25 protein-coding genes and 1 rRNA gene are annotated in these 26163 nt (G+C 41.2%); 4 read left to right on the top strand and 22 right to left on the bottom strand.

Features of this window, described 5'->3' with window-relative positions; translation table 11 throughout:
* Nucleotides 1–73: 73 nt before the first annotated feature.
* Complete coding sequence (gene bioH / locus AAEU28_RS17935; protein ID WP_421965336.1) at nt 74–811, bottom strand: pimeloyl-ACP methyl ester esterase BioH; 738 nt, start codon at nt 809–811, stop codon at nt 74–76.
* A 56-nt stretch (nt 812–867) separates the two neighbouring features.
* On the opposite strand from bioH, the gene AAEU28_RS17930 reads away from it, so the two are divergent.
* On the top strand, nt 868–1572 hold the full coding sequence (locus AAEU28_RS17930) for a ComF family protein (protein ID WP_421965335.1): 705 nt from the start codon (nt 868–870) through the stop codon (nt 1570–1572).
* Here AAEU28_RS17930 and AAEU28_RS17925 read toward each other — a convergent pair.
* Nucleotides 1534–4089, bottom strand: coding sequence for a M14 metallopeptidase family protein (locus AAEU28_RS17925; RefSeq protein ID WP_421965334.1), 2556 nt, complete (start codon nt 4087–4089; stop codon nt 1534–1536). The genes AAEU28_RS17930 and AAEU28_RS17925 overlap by 39 nt on opposite strands.
* 146 nt (nt 4090–4235) lie before the next feature.
* Between AAEU28_RS17925 and nfuA the strand changes: the two genes are divergently transcribed.
* Entirely contained in the window at nt 4236–4811 is a 576-nt protein-coding gene (gene nfuA / locus AAEU28_RS17920; RefSeq protein WP_138478225.1) for a Fe-S biogenesis protein NfuA, read from the top strand.
* 2 nt (nt 4812–4813) lie between these two features.
* Nucleotides 4814–5089 carry a hypothetical protein gene (locus tag AAEU28_RS17915; protein WP_130254198.1) on the top strand — a complete coding sequence of 92 codons (276 nt, stop codon included), beginning with the start codon at nt 4814–4816 and terminating at the stop codon, nt 5087–5089.
* Here AAEU28_RS17915 and AAEU28_RS17910 read toward each other — a convergent pair.
* Entirely contained in the window at nt 5034–6365 is a 1332-nt protein-coding gene (locus AAEU28_RS17910) for an MATE family efflux transporter (protein WP_421965333.1), read from the bottom strand. The genes AAEU28_RS17915 and AAEU28_RS17910 overlap by 56 nt on opposite strands.
* Between AAEU28_RS17910 and AAEU28_RS17905 the strand changes: the two genes are divergently transcribed.
* Nucleotides 6342–7379, top strand: coding sequence for a polysaccharide deacetylase family protein (locus AAEU28_RS17905; RefSeq protein WP_421965332.1), 1038 nt, complete (start codon nt 6342–6344; stop codon nt 7377–7379). The two genes, AAEU28_RS17910 and AAEU28_RS17905, sit on opposite strands and share 24 nt — an antisense overlap.
* Here AAEU28_RS17905 and AAEU28_RS17900 read toward each other — a convergent pair.
* The 19 genes from AAEU28_RS17900 to rrf all read right to left on the bottom strand — a co-directional run.
* Nucleotides 7369–8400, bottom strand: coding sequence for a protein-glutamate methylesterase/protein-glutamine glutaminase (locus AAEU28_RS17900; RefSeq protein ID WP_421965331.1), 1032 nt, complete (start codon nt 8398–8400; stop codon nt 7369–7371). The two genes, AAEU28_RS17905 and AAEU28_RS17900, sit on opposite strands and share 11 nt — an antisense overlap.
* Before the next feature lie 8 nt (nt 8401–8408).
* Entirely contained in the window at nt 8409–9026 is a 618-nt protein-coding gene (gene cheD / locus AAEU28_RS17895) for a chemoreceptor glutamine deamidase CheD (protein ID WP_421965330.1), read from the bottom strand.
* A 1-nt stretch (nt 9027) separates the two neighbouring features.
* Nucleotides 9028–9840 carry a CheR family methyltransferase gene (locus AAEU28_RS17890; RefSeq protein ID WP_421965434.1) on the bottom strand — a complete coding sequence of 271 codons (813 nt, stop codon included), beginning with the start codon at nt 9838–9840 and terminating at the stop codon, nt 9028–9030.
* 101 nt (nt 9841–9941) lie between these two features.
* The gene (locus AAEU28_RS17885) at nt 9942–12647 is read right to left on the bottom strand and encodes a methyl-accepting chemotaxis protein (protein ID WP_421965329.1); all 2706 of its coding nucleotides are present in this window, start codon (nt 12645–12647) and stop codon (nt 9942–9944) included.
* 23 nt (nt 12648–12670) lie between these two features.
* The gene (locus AAEU28_RS17880; protein ID WP_421965328.1) at nt 12671–13156 is read right to left on the bottom strand and encodes a chemotaxis protein CheW; all 486 of its coding nucleotides are present in this window, start codon (nt 13154–13156) and stop codon (nt 12671–12673) included.
* The gene (locus AAEU28_RS17875) at nt 13157–15262 is read right to left on the bottom strand and encodes a chemotaxis protein CheA (protein ID WP_421965327.1); all 2106 of its coding nucleotides are present in this window, start codon (nt 15260–15262) and stop codon (nt 13157–13159) included.
* A 14-nt stretch (nt 15263–15276) separates the two neighbouring features.
* A complete protein-coding gene (locus AAEU28_RS17870; RefSeq protein WP_058031180.1) occupies nt 15277–15639 on the bottom strand; it encodes a response regulator in 363 nt (120 codons plus the stop codon).
* 14 nt (nt 15640–15653) lie between these two features.
* Complete coding sequence (locus AAEU28_RS17865; RefSeq protein WP_138478207.1) at nt 15654–15920, bottom strand: STAS domain-containing protein; 267 nt, start codon at nt 15918–15920, stop codon at nt 15654–15656.
* Nucleotides 15921–16075: 155 nt separating this feature from the next.
* Complete coding sequence (locus tag AAEU28_RS17860; RefSeq protein ID WP_421965326.1) at nt 16076–16678, bottom strand: SCO family protein; 603 nt, start codon at nt 16676–16678, stop codon at nt 16076–16078.
* Entirely contained in the window at nt 16666–17565 is a 900-nt protein-coding gene (gene cyoE / locus AAEU28_RS17855) for a heme o synthase (protein WP_421965325.1), read from the bottom strand. Before cyoE ends, AAEU28_RS17860 begins: the two co-directional genes overlap by 13 nt.
* The gene (locus tag AAEU28_RS17850; protein ID WP_421965324.1) at nt 17562–18563 is read right to left on the bottom strand and encodes a COX15/CtaA family protein; all 1002 of its coding nucleotides are present in this window, start codon (nt 18561–18563) and stop codon (nt 17562–17564) included. The genes cyoE and AAEU28_RS17850 overlap by 4 nt, the downstream gene beginning before the upstream one ends.
* A gap of 8 nt (nt 18564–18571) precedes the next feature.
* On the bottom strand, nt 18572–19060 hold the full coding sequence (locus tag AAEU28_RS17845) for a transmembrane cytochrome oxidase associated protein (RefSeq protein WP_421965323.1): 489 nt from the start codon (nt 19058–19060) through the stop codon (nt 18572–18574).
* Complete coding sequence (locus tag AAEU28_RS17840) at nt 19050–19772, bottom strand: SURF1 family protein (protein ID WP_421965322.1); 723 nt, start codon at nt 19770–19772, stop codon at nt 19050–19052. The genes AAEU28_RS17845 and AAEU28_RS17840 overlap by 11 nt, the downstream gene beginning before the upstream one ends.
* A gap of 20 nt (nt 19773–19792) precedes the next feature.
* The gene (locus AAEU28_RS17835) at nt 19793–20662 is read right to left on the bottom strand and encodes a cytochrome c oxidase subunit 3 (RefSeq protein ID WP_421965321.1); all 870 of its coding nucleotides are present in this window, start codon (nt 20660–20662) and stop codon (nt 19793–19795) included.
* A gap of 8 nt (nt 20663–20670) precedes the next feature.
* The gene (locus AAEU28_RS17830; protein WP_421965320.1) at nt 20671–21222 is read right to left on the bottom strand and encodes a cytochrome c oxidase assembly protein; all 552 of its coding nucleotides are present in this window, start codon (nt 21220–21222) and stop codon (nt 20671–20673) included.
* A 1-nt stretch (nt 21223) separates the two neighbouring features.
* Nucleotides 21224–22804 (bottom strand): cytochrome c oxidase subunit I, encoded by a 1581-nt coding sequence (gene ctaD, locus AAEU28_RS17825; RefSeq protein ID WP_138478192.1) that lies wholly within the window; start codon nt 22802–22804, stop codon nt 21224–21226.
* Nucleotides 22805–22806: 2 nt separating this feature from the next.
* Nucleotides 22807–23946, bottom strand: a complete 1140-nt coding sequence (coxB, locus tag AAEU28_RS17820; protein WP_421965319.1) for a cytochrome c oxidase subunit II — start codon at nt 23944–23946, stop codon at nt 22807–22809.
* A gap of 249 nt (nt 23947–24195) precedes the next feature.
* Nucleotides 24196–24813, bottom strand: coding sequence for a transcriptional repressor LexA (gene lexA, locus AAEU28_RS17815; RefSeq protein ID WP_421965318.1), 618 nt, complete (start codon nt 24811–24813; stop codon nt 24196–24198).
* A gap of 1247 nt (nt 24814–26060) precedes the next feature.
* Nucleotides 26061–26163, bottom strand: a 5S ribosomal RNA gene (rrf, locus tag AAEU28_RS17810); the annotation flags it as partial.

The raw sequence follows: 26163 nt of genomic DNA, 5'->3' as shown, positions 1-26163 counted from the left end.
TTAATTATTGCGCAAATGTAGTGCAAAATAAAGTTTTCGGAAGTAAAAAGCGGCAATTTTTTGCCGCTTTTTACTAAAGTACTGATTTTAGGAAATTTAAACTTTCTGTTCGGTGTGAGATAAAAGGCGCATGTGATGCTTTAGACAAAACCTCTACCTGGAAGTTGCTATTTAAAGCCTTCATCTTTGTAATACTTCGTCTTGGCACTAAAGAATCTAGTTTACCAAATAAGCCATATATTGGCTGTTCAAGCGTACTAAAAACGTCCCGGTAATCATCATTTAAAAGAATATCAAGCCCTGTACTCAAGGCTTCGGAATTTGCCTCTGGTGCTTCTAATAACCAAGCTCTTAATTGCTTAACATCTTGCTTAGCGTGTTCTGACCCCATAGCTTGTATCGCTAAAAAACGCTCTATGGTCTTGGCACTATTCTCGAGTAATTGTGCTTTAAAGTTTTCTAACACCTCTACCTTAATACCTGACCAATTATCTGATTCAGCAAAGAACGGCGTTGAAGCGATCAATACTACTTTATTTACCTTTTGTGGATAGTACTTTGCAATGTGAAGCGCAATCAAGCCACCAAGTGACCAACCAACTAAGGTTGAATTATCAGCTAGTTGTTCAGCAATAAGCGCTGCAGCGGAGGCAAGTGAGTATGGTTGTTCTGGCATCTGAGCATGGCCAAAGCCCGGTAAGTCTAAACTTTTTACCTGCCCTTCAACAACACCTTGTAATTCTTGCTCTAATAACTGCCAAACCTGTCGGTTCATACCCCAGCCATGAAGTAGCACTATCTCTTTTTGCATTATTTGTACTCTAAGCCAAACTTAAACGTATGATACTGATACCAAGGATGAACACAATGTCACTATTAAGAAATTTAGCAGATGCCTTATTCCCAAGTCACTGCCATATGTGCCATAACCCACTTTCAAGTAACGAAGGGATCTGTCAACTTTGTCTCTCAGACTTTCCTTTTATCTCATTAGAACAGCCAAACTTACTATTCCAGCCTGACATAGCACGCATTTTTAATTTGCCTTATTGTCATGGATTAATGGCATGTGCTTGGTATCAAGGTGCTATGAAACAATGGCTGAGTGAATTTAAGTTCACCAAACAGAGCCATTATCAAACGGCTATCAATGCAGTTATTGCGACTCAACTTGCTCACTTTGAAAGTACATCCACCTTCTCACCCGATTTATATATCATTTTACCGCTTCATAAAAACCGTTTAATCGACCGTGGATTTAACCAAGTTGCACAGACCTGGTTGAGTCATTTACCTCATACAAAAGTAAGTACCGATACTTTAAGACGCATCAATGCCACAAAAGCGCAAAGTGGTTTGAGTCTCAAACAACGCAAGCAAAATGTAAAACGCGCATTTGAAGTGGAGCAAAATCTAAAAGGTAAGAAAGTGGCGATCATCGATGATGTGATCACCACAGGGTCGACTATCAACGCTGCTGCAAAAGCGTGTTATACAGCAGGCGCTGATGAGATATGGGCTTATGCCACAGCATTAACGCCCTTGCACAGCCAAAGTGTGACCAAAAAATAATGTATTCGTTAGTAAACGGCTGCTGCCTTTCCAGAAACCTCTAAACACAGGGTTATCGATCATACCAACAACACTGCCCTGACCATAACGGTGGCCTATCAATGCTGCCGTGTTTGCAATTTGAGTGACATTTTCTGTAGCAGCATATCCTGCCAATAAAGGTTTTGACTGATATTGGCTAACCGTTAGAAATGGCTTGCCGGGCATCTCAAACAGCTGTGTGCTATTTTTAAATAACGGCAGCAATTCACGCTCATAACCAAAACTGAGTGGGTGTGTTAAATCAAGTTTTGACGCAAAGATAGCACCAGCAATACGCTGCTTACCTGATAAAACTTCTCTATCTCCATAACTTAAACCAGCAGTATCAAACTGCTCTGCCACTTGCTTAGGCGAGATCAATTGTGCGCTCAGAAGTTGATTATCAACTAACCATTTAGCACCGCCTTTGTGGCCCCAGATCACTCCGCCTTTACTCACCCAGGCAGCAATTTTAGTTTTGGCTTTTTCTGACATACGACGATAACTGCCATGGGCTAAGATAATGTGTGTGTATTTAGAAAGTTCTACACGGTGCAATCTATCTTGCTCTATGAGAGTCGGCGCTATACCTAACTGCGTATCTAAATGGTACCAAACTTCGCCCACTTCATATTGACTGCTGCCAGCCCCCCCTACTAGTAAGACTTTCGGAGCTTTAATTGGTCTTAACTGACGAGAGCCTAGATCAACGCCTTCGCTGGTTAAGCCACTTTGAATTGCGTGAATTTGTACGCCATAGTCAGCTTGTGCTCGTTGCATGATGGTCACAATGTCAGATTGCTTTTGCACACCTGAAGCGACAACAATACTTCCCGCTTTGAATTCTCGATTTCCTAGTGCCGTTTTTGCTTTAAAACCTTTAAGTGCAACACGTGCGTCAATCCCTTGCTGTAATAGTGCATTTAATAGCTTAGGCGCTGCGCTTGGCTGCCAATCAAATGCATAAGCATAACTCTCTTTGACTGCAGAAAAACCAGTATCTTCTGACTGCCAAGCTTGCTTTGATACATCTAGACCCCAGCGGCTAGATACTTGACCAAACTTTAAGTTGTAAGCATGTGGTAGTGTCCAACCCGATACATCATAAAACGTATTGTCTTGAAAGTTTGTTTGCTCAGAAAAAATGGCTTTAATTAAACGGAATTGCGCTTGTTTCAATGGAATATACACATCACCCCGAGCGAAGCTTTGATCAGATGCTTTGATGGCTTTATTTAAGCCATACGCTTTAATTTGATGCTGTGACAGCACAGACATAAACTCATTGAAACGTTGTGGATCTTGACCCTTGGCAACGACATAGCCCATAAACTTCTCTTTATCAGCCAAAGTTTCAGCTTGGTGGTAGAAGTTATTCTTGTAGTCAATTAATTGCTGCTTGTTTGCCATCGCGCCCGCAAAGGTTGACAAGCTGGTTGTAACTTGGTTTTTAATGCTTTGTGCAAATGTTAGTTGACCATTAATGGTCTCTTGAACATGGCCTCGACTACTTGCCTGCTCAAATAAAATGCCTACCGAGCCATTTATATCAGGATAAGTTGAGCCCTTGCCGTAGTAAAAGTCATCAAAGCTCTCTTGTGTAAAATAAAGCTGATTTTGTGCATCTAAAGCTTGCGCATGAAAATCTGCCAGCGCTGTTGTTAACTGGGTGTTTTGCTTGGGCGTAAGTGGATGAGTACGCGTTGGGATCCCCGGCTGGAAGAAATACGTGCTGTTAGGGCCCATTTCATGAAAGTCCGTTAAGACATGTGGCTGCCATTTATGAAATGCGGCGATTCGAGCGCGTGATTCTGGATGCTGTAATAACAACCAGTCTCTGTTCAAATCGAACATGTAATGGTTTGTGCGACCTGAAGGCCACTGCTCAACATGCTCTCTATGTTGCGGGTCTGCAGATAAGGTTTGCCCTCTATTACTATTTGCCCATTGAGCGAAACGAGCCAAACCATCAGGGTTTAAGGCAGGATCTAGTAACACCACAGAGTTATTTAGCAGTTGCTCTACTGCTTCTCCTTGTGCTGCGGCTAAATAATAAGCAACTAATAAAGCGGCATTACTGCCAGATGATTCGTTGCCATGCACGCTATACCCCATCCAAATAAAAGCGGGTAGATTTTTCGCTGACTGCTTTGCAAAAACTTGTGCGCGATGCTGCTCACGAAGCTGATCTAACTGAGCAATATTCTCTGGTTGACTAAACTTTAGTAGCAGTAGCGGTCGCTGCTCATGACTAAAACCTATGGTTTCAATACTCACTCTTGGGCTTTTTTCAGCTAACACCCGCATATACTGAACCAATTGGTTATGACGCACATGCCACTGGCCGACTTGATAACCTAATACCTCTTCAGGCTTTGGAATAGCAGGATCAAACTGGACATTCTGTTGGAAGTAATAGGAAACCGGTTTTGCTATTGCACTACTTGAGAATAAGTAAGTGCAGCAAAACAATGTGAGTGCGAGGAGCGTGCGCATACTAAAACCTTTTGCTTAAAATTGTAGCAAGTAAGCTAACAAGCCAAATCAGATAAGCCAAATTTTTACGTTCAACACTGGCGACAATGCCACCAGCGGAGTATCATAGCCATTAACCGAGTAATTTAGTCAAGTATAGTTCGATTATGATCACAATTTCTGAAACTGCACAAAGTCACTTTGCCAAGCTATTGGCTGATCAAACTGAAGGCACAAACATTCGTGTTTTCGTTGTAAACCCTGGTACTTCTCAAGCTGAATGTGGTGTGTCTTACTGTCCACCTGATGCTGTTGAAGAAACTGATATTCGCCTACCATTTAATGGTTTCGATGCTGTTGTTGATGAAGAAAGCGCGCCATTTTTGGATGAAGCTGAAATCGACTTCGTAACTGACAAAATGGGAACTCAGTTAACACTTAAAGCGCCTAATGCGAAAGCTAAGCGTCTTAAAGATGATGCTTCTTTAGCTGAGCGAGTTGAGCATATGCTAACGACTGAGGTAAACCCACAACTTGCCAATCATGGCGGCCAAGTAAGCCTAGTTGAAATTACAGCTGAAGGTATCGCTGTGGTGCAATTTGGTGGTGGCTGTAATGGTTGTTCAATGATCGATGTAACGTTAAAAGAAGGCATCGAGAAAGAGATGGTTGCTAAGTTCGAAGAGATCACAGGGGTACGTGATATCACAGAGCACCAAGCTGGTGAGCACTCTTACTACTAATTATGTTGAAGCCCATTATTTACCGTCTAGGGCAACAACCTAAACTCAGCCTCAAACGCTTTTTTATCGGTTTGGGGCTGTTTGCTGTCGCAGTTGCTTTTATTGCTTGGGGTTATTATCACCAACCCTGGGTGCAAATAATTGGTCTAATATTTCTCGCGCCAGCAATTTTCTTTGCGGGTTGGGGTTATTTAGGTATCTTTGCTAACCGCTTCTCACAAGTTATTGCAACAATAAACCCTGCCGTTGAATTTGACGATAACGATAAGCCAAAGTAACGCCTCTCAATAACATAAAGCAACTCATGGCAAACCACAGACCGTGGTTCTCATACTCTAATGTTAGCCAAATAGGCACCATAAACCCAAAAATAGCAGAAAAGAACATACTATTGCGCATATCTTGAGCCCGAGTTAAACCGACAAAAACCCCATCGAATATAAAGCACCACATTGCCAATAGCGGTAAAAGAATAAGCCAGAATAGATAAGTTGTTGAGGCACTGATAACCTCTGGAATATTTGTTAAAAGCTTGACGATACTTAAACCAAACACAGCAAAGATTAAGCTATAGAGCAACGCGAATACAGCACCCCAAAACAAACTTAAGTTGACCCAAATTTTCACTTTTGCTTCTGAGCCCTCCCCCTTTGCCTGACCTACTTTTGCTTCTGCAGCATACGCAATACCATCTAAAGCAAAACTCACCAACATTAAAAAGTTTAATAAAACGGCATTGACCGCCAGGGTCGTTTCGCCCAATCGTGCGCCATAAAAAGTCATAAAACTAAAGCAGAGCTGCAATAACAGTGAGCGAATAAAAATATCTCGATTTAATGATAACAATGCAAAAAACTGCGCTTTGTTTGGCAGTAACCAACGCCAATTAACTTGGTGCTGTGCCAGTTGCTTTTTAATTAATACGACTGCGACTAGCAGTGCCGTGTAATCAGCAATCACCGATGCCCAAGCAGCGCCTGCCACTTGCCAACCAAAACCAATCACAAACAGTACATCTAAAATAATGTTTGTGATATTTGTAAATAGCAGTAAGTAGAATGGTCCTTTTCCGTATTGCATACCCAGCATAAGACCCAAAAGCACCAAATTCGTCATCGCCGCAGGTGCACTAAATATTCGAATTTCAAAATAGCTTTGTGCTTGGACAAACACATCCTGGGAAGCATTTGATAAAGCTTTTATGCCATCTAATAACCAAGGAGATAGAAGGATTAATGAGATTGAAAAAGTCCAGGCAATCAATAAACTCGCTAAAAGCTGTTGTTGTAATCTAGGCCAGTTTTTTGCTCCATAAGACTGCGCAAGCACGCCCGTGGCACTCATCCTTAGAAAGCTCGCAAGCCAAAAAACCAGTGAAATACTGCCCGACCCTAATGCGATACCTGCCAGAAAGTGAGCTTCTGATAAGTGGCCAATCACCGCTGTATCAACTAACCCTAACAATGGCACAGATATATTTGATAAAATCATCGGACCCGCTAGCAATAGCAAACTTATATGGTGCGTTTTATGATTTTTAAATATCTTTTTCATTGTTTTGTTTTCGCTTTGTTATTGTTTTCAAACCCATCACTATCAGCGGTGATCTTACAGTATCACCACGTCAGCGAAAAGTTACCAGCGGTAACATCAGTGAGTGAAGAAACGTTTAAAACCCACTTAACCTACCTTAAAGACAATAACTTTAATGTTATTCACTTGGATAAGTTACTCCAGCATACACAACAAGGTAAGGCACTGCCTGCCAAAACCGTGGCCATCACTTTTGATGATGGTTACGACAATAACATTGAGCAAGCGGCTCCCATTCTTGAAACATTTGGCTACCCGTATACAATTTTTGTAAACCCTCAGCTTATCGATGAAAATAAATCGTATGTGATGACTTGGGAGGAGCTCAGAGCTTTAGCAAAACGCGGTGCATTAATTGCCAATCACAGCGCGAAGCATGATTACTTACATTTAAAACAAGACAGTGAAACCCAAGCGCAATGGTTGAAACGTGTCCGTGACGATATCCTATTCTCAGAAAAGCGCATCAAAGAAGAAGTGGGTCATAATGTAAAGTTACTCGCCTACCCCTATGGTGAGTTCAATAGACCACTACAAAACCTCGTCAAAGAACTCGGTTTTATTGGTATTGGACAGCACTCTGGTGCGGTATCAAAATTTACCGACTATACACGCGTCCCACGATACCCTGCATCGGGCTTTTACAGTAAGTTAGATACCTTAAAAACCAAATTGCACTCTCTGCCTTTTGCAATCTCTGAACTTGCTTACACTGACTCTGTGACAACTAATACAACACCTACTATTGAGATCGAGTTTGCCAGTAAAGATTTTTACAAATCTCAGTTTGCATGTTTCGTGTCAGGTATTGGACGTGCTGATATTATTTGGAAAAACGAGAAAAGGGTGTCGGTCACTTCACCTAAAAACATTAAAAAAGGCCGTACACGTTATAACTGTACAGCCCCTTCTATCAAACACACAGGTCAGTTTTATTGGTTTTCGCAGCCTTGGGTGTTGCAAACTAACGACTAGTAGACTTGAGCAAATGTGCTGCCACACTTTGTAGTGGTAGCACTTTTTGTGCAGCGTTCATATCTACAGCCGCTTTTGGCATCCCCCAAACAACTGACGTTTGCTCATCTTGTGCAGCAGTTTTAGCTCCTGCTTCTAACAAGCCTAACATCCCTCTTGCACCATCGCTCCCCATGCCTGTCAGTAGCACTGCTGATACATATTTTGCAAATGGCTTCAAGGAATCAAACAACACATCTACCGCTGGTTTATGTCTATTGACGAGCTCGCCATCATCTAACACACAGACTTTATTTAGCCCTTTACTGACCACTTTTAAGTGTTTATCACCTGGCGCAATATAAACTTTGCCAAACTCAAGAATATCTCCATCTTCAGCTTCTTTAACATGCATTGCACAGGTCTTATCCATCCTCATTGCAAACGACGTGCTAAATACAGGAGGAATATGCTGAGTAATGACGATAGGTGGTGCATCTTTTGGCATCTGAACCAAAACCTCTTTAATTGCCTCAGTGCCACCTGTTGAAGCACCAATAGCAATAATCGAGTTTCGCTCGAACGCCTGCCCTGTTGGTAATTGTGCTTTATGCGCTGCTGCCTCAGAAGTACGATACGGCCGTAAGCGGGCAGTTGCAGCTGTGCGTACTTTTTCTTGCACTGTTTCTGCATAGTGTTGCAGCTGTTCAGCTACATTGACTTTGGGTTTGGCAATAAAGTCAACGGCACCAATTTCGAGTGCCTCTAACGTAATAGGTGAGCCTTGTTGCGTTAAAGTTGAAATCATCACAACAGGCATAGGACGAAGACGCATCAGGTTTCTTAAAAAGCTGATACCATCCATTTTGGGCATTTCAATATCTAGCGTAATCACATCTGGATTAAGCGACTTTATCATCTCTCTCGCTTGGTAAGGGTCCTCAGCACTACCTACCACTTCAAGATCATTAGCCTGCTGGATCACCTCTGTCAGTATCCCTCGGATTAAAGGCGAGTCATCAACAATTAAAACTTTTATCATGCCAACTCCTAAAACAGCTCAATATCTGTCTGTGCATCTTGCGATTCAATATCATGTAAATAACGCACTTCTCGTCTTTCAATCGTGTCGTTATGCATTTCTCTTAATTTCTTGACTTGTGCACGACCAGTTTGTGGATGAAATACCACTTTGCGTGGCCATGGACCACCGACATCATGAGAAACCAACTCGAGTCCTTCCTCTTGTATGTAAGCATTTGCGAAACGAATATTACCGACACCAATATCTGTCATAGAGCGAATTATTTTACCACCACCAAACAGTTTAACTTTCAGATTAGCTTTTGATGCGCCGTTCTTGAGCACTTCATTGATTAGGTATTCCATTGCCCAGTTTCCATAACGGCAAGTTAAATCATCTGCATGAATTTCTTTAATCCCTTTTGCTGCTGGCAGCATAAAGTGGTTCATCCCACCTACGCCCAATTTATCATCATATACACAAGCAGCAATACATGATCCTAGTACAGTTGAGATTAGCTCATCATTTTTTGAGACATAGAACTCTCCTGGTAACACTTTGGCTATCACACAGCCTCTTCCTGAATCCCAAAAACGTTTGACGTGCTCAAAGCCGCTGATAACCGGCTTAAATCGATTATCCATACTAAACCTTTTGATACATGGTGCGACCTAAATTTTTAAACTCATGATGTTCTTTACCCATGGTTTCTGAGTGGCCAATAAATAAGTGCCCGTCTTCACCTAGCATTTGGTGGTAGCCTCTAAACAACTTATCTTTTGTTTCCTTGTCAAAGTAAATCAACACATTTCTGCAGAAAATCACATCAAAAGGTCCCTTCATTGGCCATTTTTCAAGTAAATTTAGCCTTTTAAAAAAGATTAATGACTGCAGGCTTGGCTTAACCTTATACGCATGATTGTCAGAGCTCTTCAAAAACCACTTTTTCAAAACGTCATCATCAAGTCCGGTCACATTGCCAGCATCATAAACACCACTTTGCGCCTTTGAGAGTACATTGGAATCTAAATCTGTAGCGAGAATCTTCACATCCCAATCAGACGGGAAACGGTTTGCGATTGTCATGGCGATACTATAGGGTTCTTCACCTGTAGAACAGCCAGCTGACCAAATACGTATTCTCTTTGAGCGTTTATTTTCTTCTAGAAGCTTAGGAATAACCGTATTCGATAGATATTCAAAATGATGATTTTCTCGAAAGAATGAAGTGAGGTTTGTCGTGATAGCGTTGATAAATTGACTGAACTCTTGTTCTTCATTCTCTTCTAAGAAACTTAAATATGAAGAAAATGAATCCAACTGATTTGCCCTAATACGCCTCGCCAGTCTTGAATAAACCATTTCCCTTTTATGAGGACCAAGAACAATACCACATGCTTTATAGACTTTTTGTGCAATGGTCTGAAAATCCTGATCAGATAGTGCAAATTCTCTCATCATTTATCCTATAAACAGGCAACACTTAAACGAGTGACTCAACAAGAAAGGTGTATTTAAGATTTGAAGGTGCTCACTATAAGCACCTTCTTCATACCTAATTAAAACTCTTCCCATTCATCAGAGCTATCTGCGAATTGATTAGCAGTCGCTACAGGATTCACAGGAGACTGGATCTCTGACTTAGTTTCTTGAACAGCCGAAGGCGTCGGAGCTATTCTCGCTGGTGCTTTGTTTGGCTTAGCCTCTGAAAGCATCATCGATGTTGAAGTCGAGTCATCGATTGTAAAGAAATTAAGCAAACGGCGCATATCATTAGCTTGCTCAGCCATAGACTCACCTGCAGCAGATGCCTCTTCTACTAATGCCGCATTTTGTTGCGTCATTTCGTCCATTTGTGTCACGGCTTTATTGACTTGCTCAATACCAGAACTTTGTTCAACAGATGCTTCAGCAATATCTGAAATCATGTCAGTAACACGCTTCACCGACGCGACAATGTCCTTCAACGTTTCACCTGACTCATTCACGAGTAGTGTTCCGTCTTCAACTTTACTTACACTATCGCGGATCAAGTCTTTGATTTCTTTCGCAGCTCCAGCTGAACGCTGTGCCAAGTTTCTAACCTCACCTGCCACAACCGCGAAGCCTCGTCCTTGTTCGCCAGCTCTAGCCGCTTCCACAGCTGCATTTAATGCAAGCAGATTGGTTTGGAAAGCAATCTCATCAATAACCCCAATGATATCAGCAATCTTTTTACTAGATTCATTAATTCCTGACATACTCTGTACTGCACGGTTAACAACTTCGCCACCTTGCATTGCCTTGGAGCTTGTTTCTTCTGCAAGCTCATTGGCAACTTTTGCATTATCTGCATTCTGACGAACAGTACTTGTCATTTGCTCCATACTTGAGGCTGTTTCTTCAAGCGAAGATGCCTGTTCTTCTGTACGCTGACTTAGGTCGGCATTACCTTGCGAGATTTCTTCAGCCCCACTGGCCACAAGAGTCGCGGACGAACTAATGCGATTGATGACCTCAGTTAATTTATCAGCCGTAACATTCGCATCGCGTTTCAACTTATCAAATGAGCCGTGATATTCCTGTGTAATTCTTTGTGTTAAATCACCATTCGCCAACGCATCAAGCATTTGTGCAGTGTCTGTTACTGCATCATCAACGATACTAACTAGTTGATTTAAGCCTTGTGATAATCTGAGGTAGAAGCCTTCCTTACCCGATTCATTAATTCTCTGGGTCAAGTTACCTTCTGAAGCTGCACTAACAAGATCTGCAACCTCTTTTTCTATCACGACTTCACTAGTTCTGTCATTCCACTCTACGATAGTGCCAATTCTTTCATTTTCATCGTTGAAAACCGGGTTTGCGACCAAAGCAAAAGTTCTTCCACCGACAACAATTTCTGTTTTATATGTAGAACTTAGCCTTTCTAGCATTGCCCTTTGATGCGCAGGGTTCTTATGGAAAATATCTATATTAGCACCCAATAACTTTGATGAATCAAAGTTAGGCAAGTCTTTCTTGAGGTCATTTTCTGCATTGCGCATCATGCTTACAACAGCGTCATTTAAATACACAATGTTAAATTCTGCATCGGCTATCATGGCATTTGTAGTGACATTGTCGAGTGCACTTTTAACACGTGAATTTTCATTCGCTAGCTTAGCAGCTGCTTCTTCAGCAGCTAGTCGTTGGGTCTTGTCGTCCCACTCGACTACGGTACCTACTTTCTCGCCTTGATCATCATAAACAGGGGTGGCGATTAATCCAAAAGTAAACCCAGCAACATTAATATCTGTTTTATAAGTATCTGTTAAAGCATTAAGCATCTGTCTTTGGTGCGCTGGATTTGCATGGAAAACATCAATGTTTTCTCCAATTAAATTACTTGCATCAAAGTTTGGTAGTGCTGTGCGTAACTGCGCTTGATTGTTACTCAACATTTCAAGTACTGAATGGTTTGCAAAGACAATATTTAGGTCTGTGTCAGCCAACATGACATTTGCTTGACACACATCTAATGCGCTTGAAATACGCGCATTATTTGCTGCCATCTCTTGCTTTTCTTTTTCATTCGCTAATTGTTCAGTGATATCTTTCCATTCTACCAGTGTAGCGATACGCTGCTGTTCAGCATCAAACACAGGCGTCGCAATCAAGTCAAATGTAAGGCCAGCCACATTAATTTGAGTCTTATAAACCGTTCTTAAATTAGCTAGTAAGCCTCTTTGGTGACTTGGGTTTTTATGGAAAACATCAATGTTCTGACCCAATAAAGAGGCGACATTGAAATTAGGGAGATCTCTTTGTAATTTATGTTCATTAGCAGAGAGCATATCTGTTACTGAATCATTCAGGTAACTTATGTTTAAATCAGCGTCGGCAATCATAATATTTGCCTGACATACTTGTAGCGCACTAATCATGCTTTCAACAAGTTGGCCATCATCCACCTGCTCTGCTTCTGTATCATCTGAAACCAACAAAGTACGAAATTGAGGGTAGGCATCTAAGTGTAATCGCTGTGCGGCTTCTTCATCTTTAAACTTTAACAAGTTTATTGCACTATCAACCGTTTCTAATTGTGCAGCATAAGTGCTGAAACTTTGCTTTAAATAAAACATAACCGCTAGAGTGATGACGAAAGGCAAGCCTAACCCAATCGCATTTTCACCACTCAATGGAACACCTAAAATTTGCAATGCAATTGCGATTGACGCCACTATAACTACCGCTGCTATCAATAGCTTATTGGTTATTTCACTTTGAACGTTTCTATCACTCATCTTGACCCTACCCGTGCTTATTTTTACTCTAAGTTTAAAACGCTTTCCAAATTAAGAAGAACAACCATTTTCTCCCCAACATTAACCAATCCATGAACAAACTCGGCGTTATCTGAATCTTGAAAATCAGGCACATCTTTAGCCTGCTCTTCAGAAATGCTATATACATCTGAGACAGCATCAACCACGATACCCATTACTTTGTTCTGACCATTTATTTCAACGGCGACAACAATAACAACGGTAAGTGGACCATACTCATTATCTGCAATACCGAATCGTAGTCTTAAATCTATAATTGGTACAATTGTGCCTCGTAGATTAATGGCACCTTTCACAAAACTGGGAGAATTAGGGATCGCAGTGACATCTTCCCATCCGCGGATCTCTTGTACAGCCAGAATATTCATTCCGTACTCTTCACCTGCCATCATAAATGTCAGGTACTGATTCTCATCGTGCTGACCTTCCAAGATCAATTGCTGATTGTGTTCTGCCTGTTCTGACATTTATGCTGCCCCCCCTACTGCGTTTTGCTCGACAATTAAGTCTTGGGAACCTGGCCTTTTTAAACCACTTAATTTAATTAAACCACTGATATCGATAATTAAAGACACTCTGCCATCGCCTAAGATTGTTGCACCAGAGATACCATCAACTTTTTGGTAGTTCGCTTCAAGGCTCTTAATAACCACTTGCTGTTGAGCAAGTAAATCATCGACCAATAAGCCAACTTTGTGGTTATCACTTTCGACAACAACGAGTAATGTTTTATCTAATTCTTCAATGGCACCATCGTGGTTGAAAATATCGTATAGACGAAGAATCGGAATATATTCATCTCTCAGCCTTAACACATCAAGGTCTTTCCCTACACGACTGACTTTACTAATATCTATTTGTAATGACTCAACAATTGAAATGAGCGGGATAATGTAAGTATGTTGCGCAACCTTAACTAATTGGCCATCCAAAATAGCCAAAGTTAGCGGAAGACGAATTGTAAAGGTTGATCCTACTCCTGGTGCCGAGGCGACTTCAACCGAACCATTTAACGCTTGAATATTTCTTCTAACAACATCCATGCCCACGCCACGGCCGGATATATCACTTACCTCATCAGCCGTAGAAAAGCCTGGCATAAAAATTAGCTCATTTATTTCATCCGGCGAAAGTTCATCAGTTTCTTGAATAAGACCATTAGCGATGGCTTTGCTTCTTATTTTTTCAGTATTTAAACCTTGTCCATCATCCATTATCTCAATGACAATGTTACCGCCTTGATGAAACGCATTTAACGTGACAGTACCAACAGGGTCTTTACCTGCAGCAACACGCTGTTCAGGTGTTTCTAAGCCATGATCTAAAGAATTTCTCACAAGGTGAACCATGGGATCTGATATTTTCTCCATGACGGTTTTATCAAGCTCAGTTTGTTCACCTAATAATTTCAATTCAACTTGCTTACCAAGTTTCTGAGATGTATCTCTTACTAGTCTTGGGAATCGGCTAAACACGAAACTAATTGGCAGCATGCGGATCCGCATGACATTTTCTTGCAAATCCCTAGTGTTATGGGCAAGTTGAGCTAACCCTTCTTGTAATGCTGTAATCGTTGACTCGGTAATTTCTTGCTCACCAATTTGACTCAACATGGCTTGTGTTATCACAAGCTCACCCACCATATTAATTAACGAATCAACTTTATCTATGCCAACACGGATAGAGGTTGCTGAAGAATCGGATGGTTTCTTAGCCTCTGCTTTTTTCACAACAGGAGCATTTGTGGCAATTGACGTGACCGCTTTGCTTTCAGGCTCAGGGTTTTCTAATCGACTTTCAGATTCAGTGGACACTTGTTCTGAGGGAGTAGAGTCTTCATCATCTGATAAATCAGATTCAAAAAGCCCACCACATAAAATAATGTCTATATCGGCATCGTCTTCAACCCACTCAAATATTTCAGAAATCGCAGATTCAGGCTTAGATGTCGTTAAGAAAAAGCGCCACGCTAAAAAGCACTCTTCAGCATGTAATGAATCTATATCGGGTATGGCATCATAAAATGCCTGCGTTTCTAACTCACCTAGCTCGGCAAGTTCTGAAATCATATATAAGGGCTCATTACCCGTTTTGAATAAGTGAGGGTGAGGCTTAAAATCAATTTGGTAAGTATTTTCGCTTTGTGTTTCTGGAGTATCTGAGCTGGTTGAATCAGTATCTTCTGAAAGACCTAAAATAACTTCAAAGCGCTTTCTAATTTCATCGGCTTCTGTCAAGTCAGGCTCTTGTTCTGCCTGTAACGCAGCCAACATGCCTCTTAAACAATCAACTGATTTCAGCAAAAGGTTTACATGCTCTGCTGTTAATGCACGTTGACCATCTCTGATTTGATCTAACAATGTTTCTAATACATGTGTGAAATCAGAAACAGAAGTAAAACCGAACGTGCCACTACCTCCTTTTATAGAGTGCGCAGCACGAAAAATAGTATTGATGGTTTCCATGTCTTCATTGCCGGGCTCTAAGTTTAGGAGCTCCGCTTCCATTGCATCTAACCCTTCGAGACTCTCTTCAAAAAAGACCTCGAAAAACTGACTTAAATCAATACTCATAATGACATCCTAGCTTAGCGAATAACTTTTTTAAGAACAGCCAGTAACTGATCTGGGTTAAAAGGTTTAACAATCCACCCTGTCGCGCCTGCAGCTTTACCTTCAGTTTTTTTGTCTAAACCTGATTCGGTCGTAAGCATTAGTAGTGGTGTAAACTTATAGCTAGGTAATGTTCTTAGCTCTTTAATAAGTGTAATCCCATCCATCACAGGCATGTTGACATCGGAGATCACGGCATCAAAGCTTTGTTGCTTAGCAATACCTAAAGCCTCACTGCCATCCTTTGCTTCAACTACTTCAAAACCAGCTTTCTTTAAAGTAAAGCCAACCATTTGTCGCATAGATGCTGAATCATCCACTGCCAAAATCTTTTTCATAATGACCTCTTAATTCACGCCGATAGGGCGAGTAATTCTGTTAAACCAAGCTCATCAACCGCTTTATTAAGCGACTGACTTTCACCATGCCAACGAATTCCATTGTTAATTTCAAGAAGATGCTTTTGCAAAGCACATAAAACTTGTATTGATGCTGTGTCTACACGTATCACATCTGACACATCAATACTGACATCGTGCTCAGCATGAAGCACTTGCAATACCTGTTGATGAAACTCTTCAACATGACTTATTGTGAGTTCTGAAGGAAGTTTTAACATGCGCGATGCGCTCTCCTTGTGTAATTTTTATAATTTTAGCTTAGACCTAGTTAGCAGAAATGCCATAAAAGTTATTAACTAAAAGCTAAAAATAATTAGGGTGTTAGCTCGATTTATGAATCAATCATAAAGCTCACCCAGTTTATCCAAGCACTCTAATGCACGATAGCATTAAAATCTTTTATTACTTGCGCTGCATCAATTAATGGTACTTCATTCGCTGCAAATTTAGCCTTAAAAATACCACTTAGATTTCCCTGTGGGCTAATAAGTGCAACTGAAGCACTGTGGTCCACATAATACTCAGTTTCCTTACTGTTATTGATTGCATATATCAAGCCGATATTTCTGACAAAAGGAAATAGGTTTGCATGCTCTGCCGATACCGCCTTAAAGTCTGAGTTGAAATAGTCTATATATGCCTTGCGCTGTTGCTGAGTATCTCTATTAGGATCGACCGAAACGAACCAAACTTTAACATTATGTTGTTGTACTAATTCAGTATGTATCTCGGTAAGCTTTGCTAATGTCATTGGACAAATATCAGGGCAACTTGTGTATCCCAAAAATATCAATGTCCACTGCCCAAGTAAGTCTCGCTTTGTGACTGTATTGCCATGCTGATCTTGCAAATTAAAATCTTGGATTTCTTTTGCTTGTTTATAGTGAATAGCATGCTCTGAAACAGGCACATCTTTATCACATCCAAACAATAATAAAGCTAGCAAAAACAATATGTAGCGCATCAAAGGATCCATCTATCAATAAATAGCGATATAAAGAGTAGCAGCAAATAAGTAATTGAAAAATGAAAAAGTGCCATAGCAGCTTCATCTGAACGTTTTATATACAGAACGATGCTCTTATATAAGAAAACACTGTTAAGTATAAGTACACAAAGCAAATATATGTTGCCTGACATAGTAACTAGATAAGGCAACAAGCACACTACAAATAATAGTATTGAGTAAATTACAATGAATAATCGAGTAAATTCACTGCCATGTGTCACAGGTAACATAGGTATATTGGCTCGCTTGTAGTCATTCCTTCTTGCTATGGCCAAAGCCCAAAAGTGTGGCGGCGTCCAAATAAAGATGATCATGACTAACAGCCAAGCTTGCACATCGAGCTGACCTGTTTCACTGATCCAACCCAATAACGGTGGCATTGCACCCGCTAAGCCTCCAATAACAATGTTTTGTGGCGTCGCTCTTTTTAAAAACATGGTGTACACCACTGCATAACCAACTAATGCGCCTAGTGTCATAAAGAGCGTTAAGGCATTGCTCCAATAAAATAACGCCACACTCCCTATCAGAGCAATAAGCGCTGCAAACCCAAGTGCTTGTTTCACGCTCAGTTGAGTTTGCACTAACGGCCTATGTCGTGTTCTTGCCATTTTTTTATCTATCTCTCGATCTACGACATGATTTATCGCAGCGGCCGATGCTGACAATAGCCCTATACCTAATAAACTCATGCATTGCTCAAGGAGTGTTCTGTTCATATCAGGCGCAAGCATTAACCCAACCCAAGCGGTAATGACTAGCATAACGACTACTTTTACCTTACAAACACCCAAGTACGCAGATAAGTTTAATGACTGAAACAGTACTTCGGGCTTGAGAGTAAGACTTTTCATACTGCCTCCTTGGTAATTTTATAAGTAAGTAGAAACCATAAAAATAAGCTAACAATCAGCAAACATGCCGCCATTAGATTATGAAAAAGTGTAATTAATATTGGAAATTGCAGGTGCACGATCAATGCCCCCAAACAAAGCTGAAGAACTAAACCGACAATAAGTAAACTTGCAGTATTCTTTAAAAGTTTTTCTTTACTGTTAGTCAACACATACCAAGCCCATATACCAAGTATAAGTACTGTGACAACGGCCCACACTCGATGGACCATATGTATGGATAACCGAGTTTCAAATGGCAATACTCCATACTCATAGTTCAACTCACCAATGGGAAGATGAAATAAACTTTCTACAGAAAATAAATGGATATTCTCACAAATAGGCAATCCGACACAGTGTGGTGCCGCATAATTAGCAGCGACCCAGCCGCCTAACGCGATTTGTAACACCAAGACAATCAAGCTAATTTCTGACAACCTAGCAGGGATTTTTGTAGGAGATACTAGAAAACGCTTTTCTGGTGTAAATAAATAAAAGCAATGCATTGAAAGTAGTGCCAGAATAGTAAATCCACCGAGTAAATGGCCCATCACTATAAAGGGCTGTAGATTCATTGTTACTGTCAGCATACCTAACTTACCTTGCAGTAAAATCAACACAAACAAAGCTACAGTTAACTTCTTAGGTACTGTTTCAACACGCTTCCTGAGCGCAAAATACAATAAGCCAATCACCAACAGGCCTAACGAAGACGCAAAGTAACGGTGGATCATTTCAATCCAAGCTTTAAAGGGTTCAACTGTAGTGCCAGGAAAAGCATTTGCAGCCGCTCGCAACTCATCAGCAGAGTTTGGTACTGTCAAAAAACCATAACACCCAGGCCAATCTGGGCACCCTAACCCAGCATTACTTAACCGAGTATAAGCCCCTAAAGCAACAACACAGAATGTAATAAAAGTACTGGTCACAGTGAGGTAAATATATTTTTTATTCATTATTCCTCCTAGCTACTGCGCGCATAATTGAGTAATTTTTTTAAATCTGATAACAATCCTTTGTGCAACATTCTGCTTTTTTGCTCACTTTCTTCGTATGGATAAGCAAGCACAACTAAACCGTGGTGATCGACAAGATAAAGCCAACCGGCTCGCAGCTCTGGTAGTGCCGGATACTGAGTAATTTCATTATTTTTCACCTCCCCCAAAATCACTAGACTTACTTTGTCTTGTTTTTTACCCAAAGCTTGATACACCTTTTGTAGGCGCTGATTTTGTTGAGCACAAACCAATCCGCAATCAACCGGCGCAGATAGTGCGATACTCCAAAGCGTATTATCATTTCCCTGCCAATTAGGTACTTGTATATCGTTACTGAGTAGACGCCCTTTATTCGTTGTATTATCTGGCAGCCAGTTTGTCTGAATTGCCGCATACGCTAAAATAAATGGCGTAATACAGCAGATAACAAACATCCACATTGGTTTAAGCTTCATTCGGCACCTCTGTTCTTGTTGCTTTGAATGCGATAAAAGCCGCTGCGACTGCAATTAAAAACCACTGCAAAGCATAGGCATGATGTTTTTCAGGGCTCATTACTACTGGTTGATAATGAGGTTCAGCAATCACTGCAGAGTCAGGTAATTGATAAAAAATGGCAGGGTAGATATCTTTACCTGTTAAATTTGATAAGTACAAATGATCTATAAACTGCAACCGCTGAGAGTGGGCTTCAAGCGCTGACTTTGCTAAAGTAAAGTGCTCTAAATGGCGACTTTTTATCACTAAATTTAAGTTTTGAATTTCGTCAAAAGAGAGAGTTTCAGGTTGCCCTCGGCCTTGAAGCTGTATAAACCCTAAATTAACCAAGAGATACTTTTCTAAACCCGCAACTTTAAAAAGAGAAATAACATCAACACCGACACGTCCATCTACAATTCTATTATCTAAAAACCAGGTGTATTGTTGCTCTAGTCTTCCCATTAAAGAAACAGCTTGTCCATGCAACCCTTCAATAGAACGATTTTGCAATGCTTGGATAAACTCGAACGAAGTCAGCTCAACTTGACTAAATTCATCAAGTTGAAGCTGCTTTTCTTTTGCTCTAGAAAACTGCCAGTAAGACAAACCTAGACACGTTGTCACAACCGTGATGCATACTAGCCAAATGATTATAGCTCGCCATGGCAGCGCTTTGATTAAAGCCATATAAATCCCTCATTTCGCACCTATAAAACGTAAACGAAAACAAATAAACACACCCACACAACATCGACAAAGTGCCAATACCAAGCAGCGGCTTGAAAAGCGAAATGTTTGTCTTCGGTAAAATGCCCTTTTGCCACTCTTATTAATACAATCGTTAATAAAATTGCGCCTATGGTGACATGCATGCCATGAAACCCAGTTAAAAGATAAAAGGTATTGCCATAGATACCTGACTGAAGCGTCAAGTTGAGTGCTTCATATGCATGAACGTATTCTTGGGCTTGAAGCGCTAAGAATATAAAACCAAGTATTACCGTGATTAGTAAGTAAATCGTAAGCGGTTTACGCTTATTTGACTCTATGGCTTTATGCGCGAAATGTAAGGTAACTGATGAAGTAAGCAGAATAACCGTATTAATAAGTGGTAAGCCATACCATGGCATACTCTGTGTTACATCACCGGCGGGTGTAGTAAGTAGCGGCCACATTGCTTCAAAATTTGGCCACAAAACCTCATTCGTCATCTGGTTATTACTGGCTCCCCCTAGCCAAGGCACAGAAAATACCCTCGCATAAAGAAGCGCTCCAAAGAATGCAAAAAAGAACATCACCTCAGAAAAAATAAACCAGCTCATACCTTGCTTGAATGAGCGATCCATTTGCGCTGAATATAAACCTTTATCTGACTCTTGGATAACATGCTTAAACCAGCCAAAAAGCATATAAAGTAATATCAAAACACCTAATCCTAATATGAGAACACCACTTAAATCTTCACTCTCCAATTGCATGACAGTCAGTCCGGCCCCAACGGCAATAAAGAACATAGCCACAGCACCTATAATTGGCCAAGGGCTTTGGGCGGGCACATAATAACTTTGAGATTGCATAATTCCTCCTAACCTTTGTAAGGTTCGGTTTTCGCGTCATCACGCGCTAACGCGACGTCGCTGATATCAAAAATGGCGTAAGATAAGGTTAGCTCTTGAACGTCTTGAGGTAACTCTGTATCAACATAAAATACGAGCTTGAACTCAACTTCTTGATTAGGTTCGAATGGCTGTCTGTCAAAGCAAAAGCAAGCTACTTTATGTAAGTATTTGGCTGCTTTTCCCGGTGAAACAGACGGCACTGCCTGCATCACTCTCTGATATTCACTTAGGTTTTTAGCGACAAAAACAAGCTCTGACATCTCACCTGGCTTTACAGCGACAGAAAACTGTTTTGCTTTTACACTAAACGGCACACCTTGCTTAGTTTGAGTAATAAAACTCACATCAACCATTCTAGATTCATCCACTAAACTACTGGCCTGTGCCGCTTCCATATCAGGCTTTCCGTTTAAGCCTGTTACTTCACAAAAGACGTCGTAAAGCGGCACAAGTGCAAAAGCAAAAGCAAACATGCCTACAACAGCAATAATGAGTTTCTTAACAAGTGCCGCATGCATACTATTTCACCTCAGGAGGGGTACTAAATGTATGCAAAGGTGCTGGAGAAGGTACCTCCCACTCTAGCCCTTCTGCACCATCCCACACTTTAGCTGGCACCGATTCACCACCTCGAGCACATTTGAATACGCACCACACAAAAATGAGCTGAGAAAGGCCAAAGGCAAAACCACCAATGCTAATGATGGCATTAAAATCAGCAAACTGAAGTGCGTAATCAGGTATGCGCCTTGGCATACCGGCAAGGCCTACAAAGTGCATTGGGAAAAATAAAATGTTGACGCTTATTAATGACATCCAAAAATGCCACTTCGCAGTGGTTATGCAGTACATGTGGCCAGTCCATTTAGGCAACCAATAATAGACAGCCGCCATTATGGAAAATACAGCCCCTGTTACCAGTACATAATGGAAGTGCGCCACAACAAAATAGGTATCATGATATTGGAAGTCTGCTGGGGTGATCGCAAGCATCAACCCCGAGAAGCCCCCCAACGTAAAGAGCACGATAAACGCGATGGAAAACATCATAGGGATCTCAAAACTTATCGAGCCCCGCCACATAGTGGCAACCCAGTTAAATACCTTCACTCCTGTTGGTACTGATATCAACATAGTCGCATACATGAAAAATAACTCTCCCGCTAACGGCATGCCCGTCGTAAACATATGATGCGCCCAAACAATAAAAGACAAAAAGGCAATAGAAGAGGTCGCGTATACCATGGAAGAGTAGCCGAATAGTTTTTTCCGAGAAAAAGTAGGCACAATCGTCGATATTATGCCAAATGCCGGAAGTATCATGATATAAACTTCAGGATGGCCAAAGAACCAGAAAATATGCTGAAACATAACCGGATCCCCACCTCCCGCGGCATCAAAGAAGCTGGTACCAAAATATTTATCGGTAAGTACCATAGTTACAGCACCAGCCAATACAGGCATTACGGCAATCAATAAAAAAGCGGTTATTAACCAGGTCCATACAAAGAGAGGCAATTTCATCCATGTCATACCTGGGGCGCGTAAATTGACAATGGTTACAATGACATTAATTGCCCCCATGATTGAACTGATACCCATAATATGAACAGCAAACACAAACAATGCGGTATTGTCATTGCTATATGTTGTGGATAACGGTGCATAGAAAGTCCATCCAAATGCAGGACCTCCTCCTTCCATAAATAGTGAAGCAAGCAAGATTGCAAACGCAAAAGGTAAGATCCAAAAGCTCCAGTTGTTCATTCTAGGGAGCGCCATATCAGGTGCGCCTATCATCATTGGGATCATCCAATTAGCTAGGCCAGTAAAGGCAGGCATAACAGCGCCGAATACCATGATTAAACCATGCACTGTGGTCATTTGATTAAAGAAATGCGGGTCAACTAACTGCAAGCCAGGCTGAAATAACTCAGCTCTGATCACCATAGCCATAGCCCCACCAATTAAAAACATCACTAGCGAAAAGATTAAATAAAGAGAACCAATTTCTTTATGGTTAGTTGTAAACAGCCAGCGCTTGATGCCTGTAAGATGCTCCTCATGAGCATGTTCTGAACTTTGAACCTGAGTACTCATGATTACTCTCCTGACGTTTTATCAATAAATTCTTGAACTTGGCTAGGCTGAATAACTTCCCCTGTATCATTTCCCCAGCTATTGCGTTTGTATGTAATAACAGCTGCAATCTGCTTTACTGTAAGTTGCTTGGCAAATGCCTGCATTGCAGTACCAGGGCGACCATTCAACAACACATCGATGTGCGCATCTAGGTCCCCTTTAACAACCGCGTTATCTTTCAGGCCAGGGAAGACGCCGGGCAGCCCTAAGCCTGTCGGTTGATGACAAGCTGCACAATACCCCATGTAAACAGTCTGACCTTCTGTCATCAGCTCTTCTTTACTTAGAGTTTGTGACAGTAGAGCTTCGGCCTCTTTCGCTGCTTCTGTTTTGGCTAACTGTTGTTGAATTAACCATTGTTCGAATTTTTCAGGCGAGACAGCTTCAACAACAACAGGCATGAAGCCATGGTCTTTACCACATAGCTCAGCGCACTGACCTCGGTAAATACCTTCTTCATTTACTTTGGTCCAAGCTTCATTGATAAAGCCAGGATTAGCATCTTTTTTAACCGCAAAATCAGGTACCCACCATGAATGAATAACGTCATCTGACGTCATTAAAAATCTCACTTTTTTGTTTGTAGGTATTACCAGCGGTTTATCAACATCCAATAGGTAGGTCTCTGTTTTTTCTTCCTCATTATTAACCTGAGATAAAGGCGTAGATAATACAGAAAAGAAATCGACGTCATGACCAAGGTATTCATAATGCCATTTCCACTGTGACCCTGTGACCTTAATTGTTATGTCTGCTTTGCTGGTATCCTCCATAGCAATTAAAGTCTTAGTTGCAGGGATCGCCATGATGACAAGAATAAGAAAAGGAATTGCAGTCCAAACAATTTCTACTTTGGTACTTTCATGAAACTGTGCGGCTACAGCTCCTTTTGATTTTCGGTGCTTTAATAAAGCCCAAAACATCACCGAAAATACAATCAAGCCGATTACACAACAGATTAGAAAAATGGTCATATGTAGTTCATAAACACTATGACTTACATCAGTAACCCCTTTTCTCATGTTGTAGTCACTATTGGCTAATGAAAGTGGACTCAACAACAAAAAAGTAAGCAAATAAGCAAATTTACTTATTCTCATACGACGCCCCCATTTATCGACTTCAGCAAGAAGTTCGCAGTTAAAATTATTGGATGACCGTCATAGGATCCGACTAAAGTCGAAGGCAATACATGACCTATTAACAATTAGTCAATAAATAAACAATTAGCAAGAAAGTAAAATAGAAGAATTTGATATATTAAAATGGAAAGTAAGAAGAGATATGGTTAGCTGACTAAAGAAACAGAAGAAGAGTACAGCTAACCTATTGTTAGAATTATATAGAAGTTACATCCAATTAGAATTTCTTATAACACCTACAGCAAGACCTTCAATAGCAAAAGATTCGTGTTCTAGATCAACCTCGATTGGGGAAAACTCTGCATTTTCAGCATGTAATAGCACTTTACTGCCTTTTTGTTCTAACCTTTTAACTGTTACATCGTTGTCTACTCGAGCAACAACAACTTGACCATTTTGAGCAACTTGCGCTTTATGTACAGCCAAAAGATCGCCATCAAGAATACCGATGTCTTTCATGCTCATTCCATCTACACGTAATAAGTAATCTGCAGCAGGCTTAAATAAACTCGGATCGACTTCATAATGACTTTCAATATGCTCTTGAGCCAAAATAGGCTCTCCAGCAGCAACTTTACCAATCAAGGGAAGACCTGCATCTTCAGCAGAACCATCGTCGACTAAACGTATACCACGACTAGCCCCGGGCACCATTTCTATCACCCCTTTCTTAGCTAAGGCTTTTAAATGTTCCTCAGCAGCATTAGCACTTTTAAAACCAAGCGCATCTGCTATTTCAACTCGTGTTGGAGGCATACCTGTATCTTTGATGAAGACTTTGATGAGTTCAAATACTTGTTCTTGTCGTTTCGTTAGTGGTCGCATACAACTGGTTTTCCATACAGGTAAAGATACTGTGAGTATATACAGTTATGCCAAAATGGCAAACTAAATTTGGATAGATTTAATGCAATAAAGTGCAAAGTGTTAACGACAATGAGCGAAGCGAATACGTTTGCTTTGAGCAAGAAAGGTGCAAAATTAGCGACAGCGAACACAGTGAGTACGCTTCTTTTGCGCAAGGTGAGATAAACCACCTTAGCTGATGTTAAGGCCGTTAAGATTAAGTACGGTGAAGGCTGTTCACTTCACCTTGCGCTATCGTGCAAAATTAGCGACTGCGAACGCAGTGAGAGCGCTTCTTTTGCGCAAGGTGAGATAAACTAGCTTAGCTGATGATAAGGGACTTAAAAGCAAAAAACCCGCTGCATTTCTGCAACGGGTTTCTTTAATTGCTCGGGGGCGCCTAGCTTGGGCAACCTTTGCTGGCGATGTTCTACTTTCACATGGACGAAATGAGACCGAAGCGTAGCTTCGCAGTTCATTGAGATGAGCGCATGGATGCGCGATGGGACCCAGCTTCAGGGATGAATGTAGTGCAAAGTGTTAACGACAATGAGCGAAGCGAATACGTTTGCTTTGAGCAAGGTGAGATAAGCTATTTTAGCTGAAGCTGAGGGGGTATGTTTCAGAGTGATAAGAGACGCTACTGTGAAGGCAGCTCTCTTCACCTTGCGCTAATTCGTCTTTTTACCACCGAGCATTACCTCATCACCGTGCAGGACGATTTAGCACCATAAAAGCAAAAAAGCCCGACTCTTTCGAATCGGGCTTTCTCTAATTAGGCCCTGGCGATGTTCTACTTTCACATGGACGAAATGAGACCGAAGCGTAGCTTCGCAGTTCATTGAGATGAGCGCATGGATGCGCGATGGGACCCAGCTTCAGGGATGAATAGGCGAACGAGGTTTATCTACATACCAACTGATTTAACAAGTAAAAACGAACTGAAGTGAGCTATTTTAGCTATTGCAAAGGGACTTAAACGCAAAAAAAGCCCGACTCTTTCGAATCGGGCTTTCTCTAAATAGGTACTTGGCGATGTTCTACTTTCACATGGGAAGCCAAGCTGGCCGCGCCCACACAATCATCGACGCTATCGTGCAAAATTAGCGACAGCGAACGCAGTGAGAGCGCTTCTTTTGCGCAAGGTGAAGTGAGCTATTTTAGCTACAAAGGGACTTAAACGCAAAAAAGCCCGACTCTTTCGAGTCGGGCTTTCTCTAATTAGGCCCTGGCGATGTTCTACTTTCACATGGGAAGCCCACACTATCATCGACGCTGTTTCGTTTCACTTCTGAGTTCGGCATGGGGTCAGGTGGTTCCAAAACGCTA

Origin of the sequence: Pseudoalteromonas sp. SS15, from assembly GCF_049257195.1 — a bacterium.
Classification (GTDB): Bacteria; Pseudomonadota; Gammaproteobacteria; order Enterobacterales; family Alteromonadaceae; genus Pseudoalteromonas.
This window is presented reverse-complemented; position numbering and strand designations above follow the sequence as displayed.

What these genes read in the sequence shown, in the direction of transcription:
- AAEU28_RS17870 (WP_058031180.1), bottom strand. Translation starts at nt 15,639, where the DNA reads ATGAAAAAGATTTTGGCAGTGGATGATTCAGCATCTATGCGACAAATG.
- cyoE (WP_421965325.1), bottom strand. Translation starts at nt 17,565, where the DNA reads ATGAAAAGTCTTACTCTCAAGCCCGAAGTACTGTTTCAGTCATTAAAC.
- AAEU28_RS17930 (WP_421965335.1), top strand. Translation starts at nt 868, where the DNA reads ATGTCACTATTAAGAAATTTAGCAGATGCCTTATTCCCAAGTCACTGC.
- AAEU28_RS17890 (WP_421965434.1), bottom strand. Translation starts at nt 9,840, where the DNA reads ATGAGAGAATTTGCACTATCTGATCAGGATTTTCAGACCATTGCACAA.
- coxB (WP_421965319.1), bottom strand. Translation starts at nt 23,946, where the DNA reads ATGAGAATAAGTAAATTTGCTTATTTGCTTACTTTTTTGTTGTTGAGT.
- AAEU28_RS17875 (WP_421965327.1), bottom strand. Translation starts at nt 15,262, where the DNA reads ATGAGTATTGATTTAAGTCAGTTTTTCGAGGTCTTTTTTGAAGAGAGT.
- AAEU28_RS17880 (WP_421965328.1), bottom strand. Translation starts at nt 13,156, where the DNA reads ATGTCAGAACAGGCAGAACACAATCAGCAATTGATCTTGGAAGGTCAG.
- bioH (WP_421965336.1), bottom strand. Translation starts at nt 811, where the DNA reads ATGCAAAAAGAGATAGTGCTACTTCATGGCTGGGGTATGAACCGACAG.
- AAEU28_RS17905 (WP_421965332.1), top strand. Translation starts at nt 6,342, where the DNA reads ATGATTTTTAAATATCTTTTTCATTGTTTTGTTTTCGCTTTGTTATTG.
- AAEU28_RS17910 (WP_421965333.1), bottom strand. Translation starts at nt 6,365, where the DNA reads ATGAAAAAGATATTTAAAAATCATAAAACGCACCATATAAGTTTGCTA.
- AAEU28_RS17845 (WP_421965323.1), bottom strand. Translation starts at nt 19,060, where the DNA reads ATGAAGCTTAAACCAATGTGGATGTTTGTTATCTGCTGTATTACGCCA.
- AAEU28_RS17915 (WP_130254198.1), top strand. Translation starts at nt 4,814, where the DNA reads ATGTTGAAGCCCATTATTTACCGTCTAGGGCAACAACCTAAACTCAGC.
- AAEU28_RS17830 (WP_421965320.1), bottom strand. Translation starts at nt 21,222, where the DNA reads ATGCATGCGGCACTTGTTAAGAAACTCATTATTGCTGTTGTAGGCATG.
- AAEU28_RS17835 (WP_421965321.1), bottom strand. Translation starts at nt 20,662, where the DNA reads ATGCAATCTCAAAGTTATTATGTGCCCGCCCAAAGCCCTTGGCCAATT.
- AAEU28_RS17860 (WP_421965326.1), bottom strand. Translation starts at nt 16,678, where the DNA reads ATGGATCCTTTGATGCGCTACATATTGTTTTTGCTAGCTTTATTATTG.
- AAEU28_RS17840 (WP_421965322.1), bottom strand. Translation starts at nt 19,772, where the DNA reads ATGGCTTTAATCAAAGCGCTGCCATGGCGAGCTATAATCATTTGGCTA.
- AAEU28_RS17850 (WP_421965324.1), bottom strand. Translation starts at nt 18,563, where the DNA reads ATGAATAAAAAATATATTTACCTCACTGTGACCAGTACTTTTATTACA.
- ctaD (WP_138478192.1), bottom strand. Translation starts at nt 22,804, where the DNA reads ATGAGTACTCAGGTTCAAAGTTCAGAACATGCTCATGAGGAGCATCTT.
- AAEU28_RS17865 (WP_138478207.1), bottom strand. Translation starts at nt 15,920, where the DNA reads ATGTTAAAACTTCCTTCAGAACTCACAATAAGTCATGTTGAAGAGTTT.
- cheD (WP_421965330.1), bottom strand. Translation starts at nt 9,026, where the DNA reads ATGGATAATCGATTTAAGCCGGTTATCAGCGGCTTTGAGCACGTCAAA.
- lexA (WP_421965318.1), bottom strand. Translation starts at nt 24,813, where the DNA reads ATGCGACCACTAACGAAACGACAAGAACAAGTATTTGAACTCATCAAA.
- AAEU28_RS17900 (WP_421965331.1), bottom strand. Translation starts at nt 8,400, where the DNA reads ATGATAAAAGTTTTAATTGTTGATGACTCGCCTTTAATCCGAGGGATA.
- AAEU28_RS17925 (WP_421965334.1), bottom strand. Translation starts at nt 4,089, where the DNA reads ATGCGCACGCTCCTCGCACTCACATTGTTTTGCTGCACTTACTTATTC.
- nfuA (WP_138478225.1), top strand. Translation starts at nt 4,236, where the DNA reads ATGATCACAATTTCTGAAACTGCACAAAGTCACTTTGCCAAGCTATTG.
- AAEU28_RS17885 (WP_421965329.1), bottom strand. Translation starts at nt 12,647, where the DNA reads ATGAGTGATAGAAACGTTCAAAGTGAAATAACCAATAAGCTATTGATA.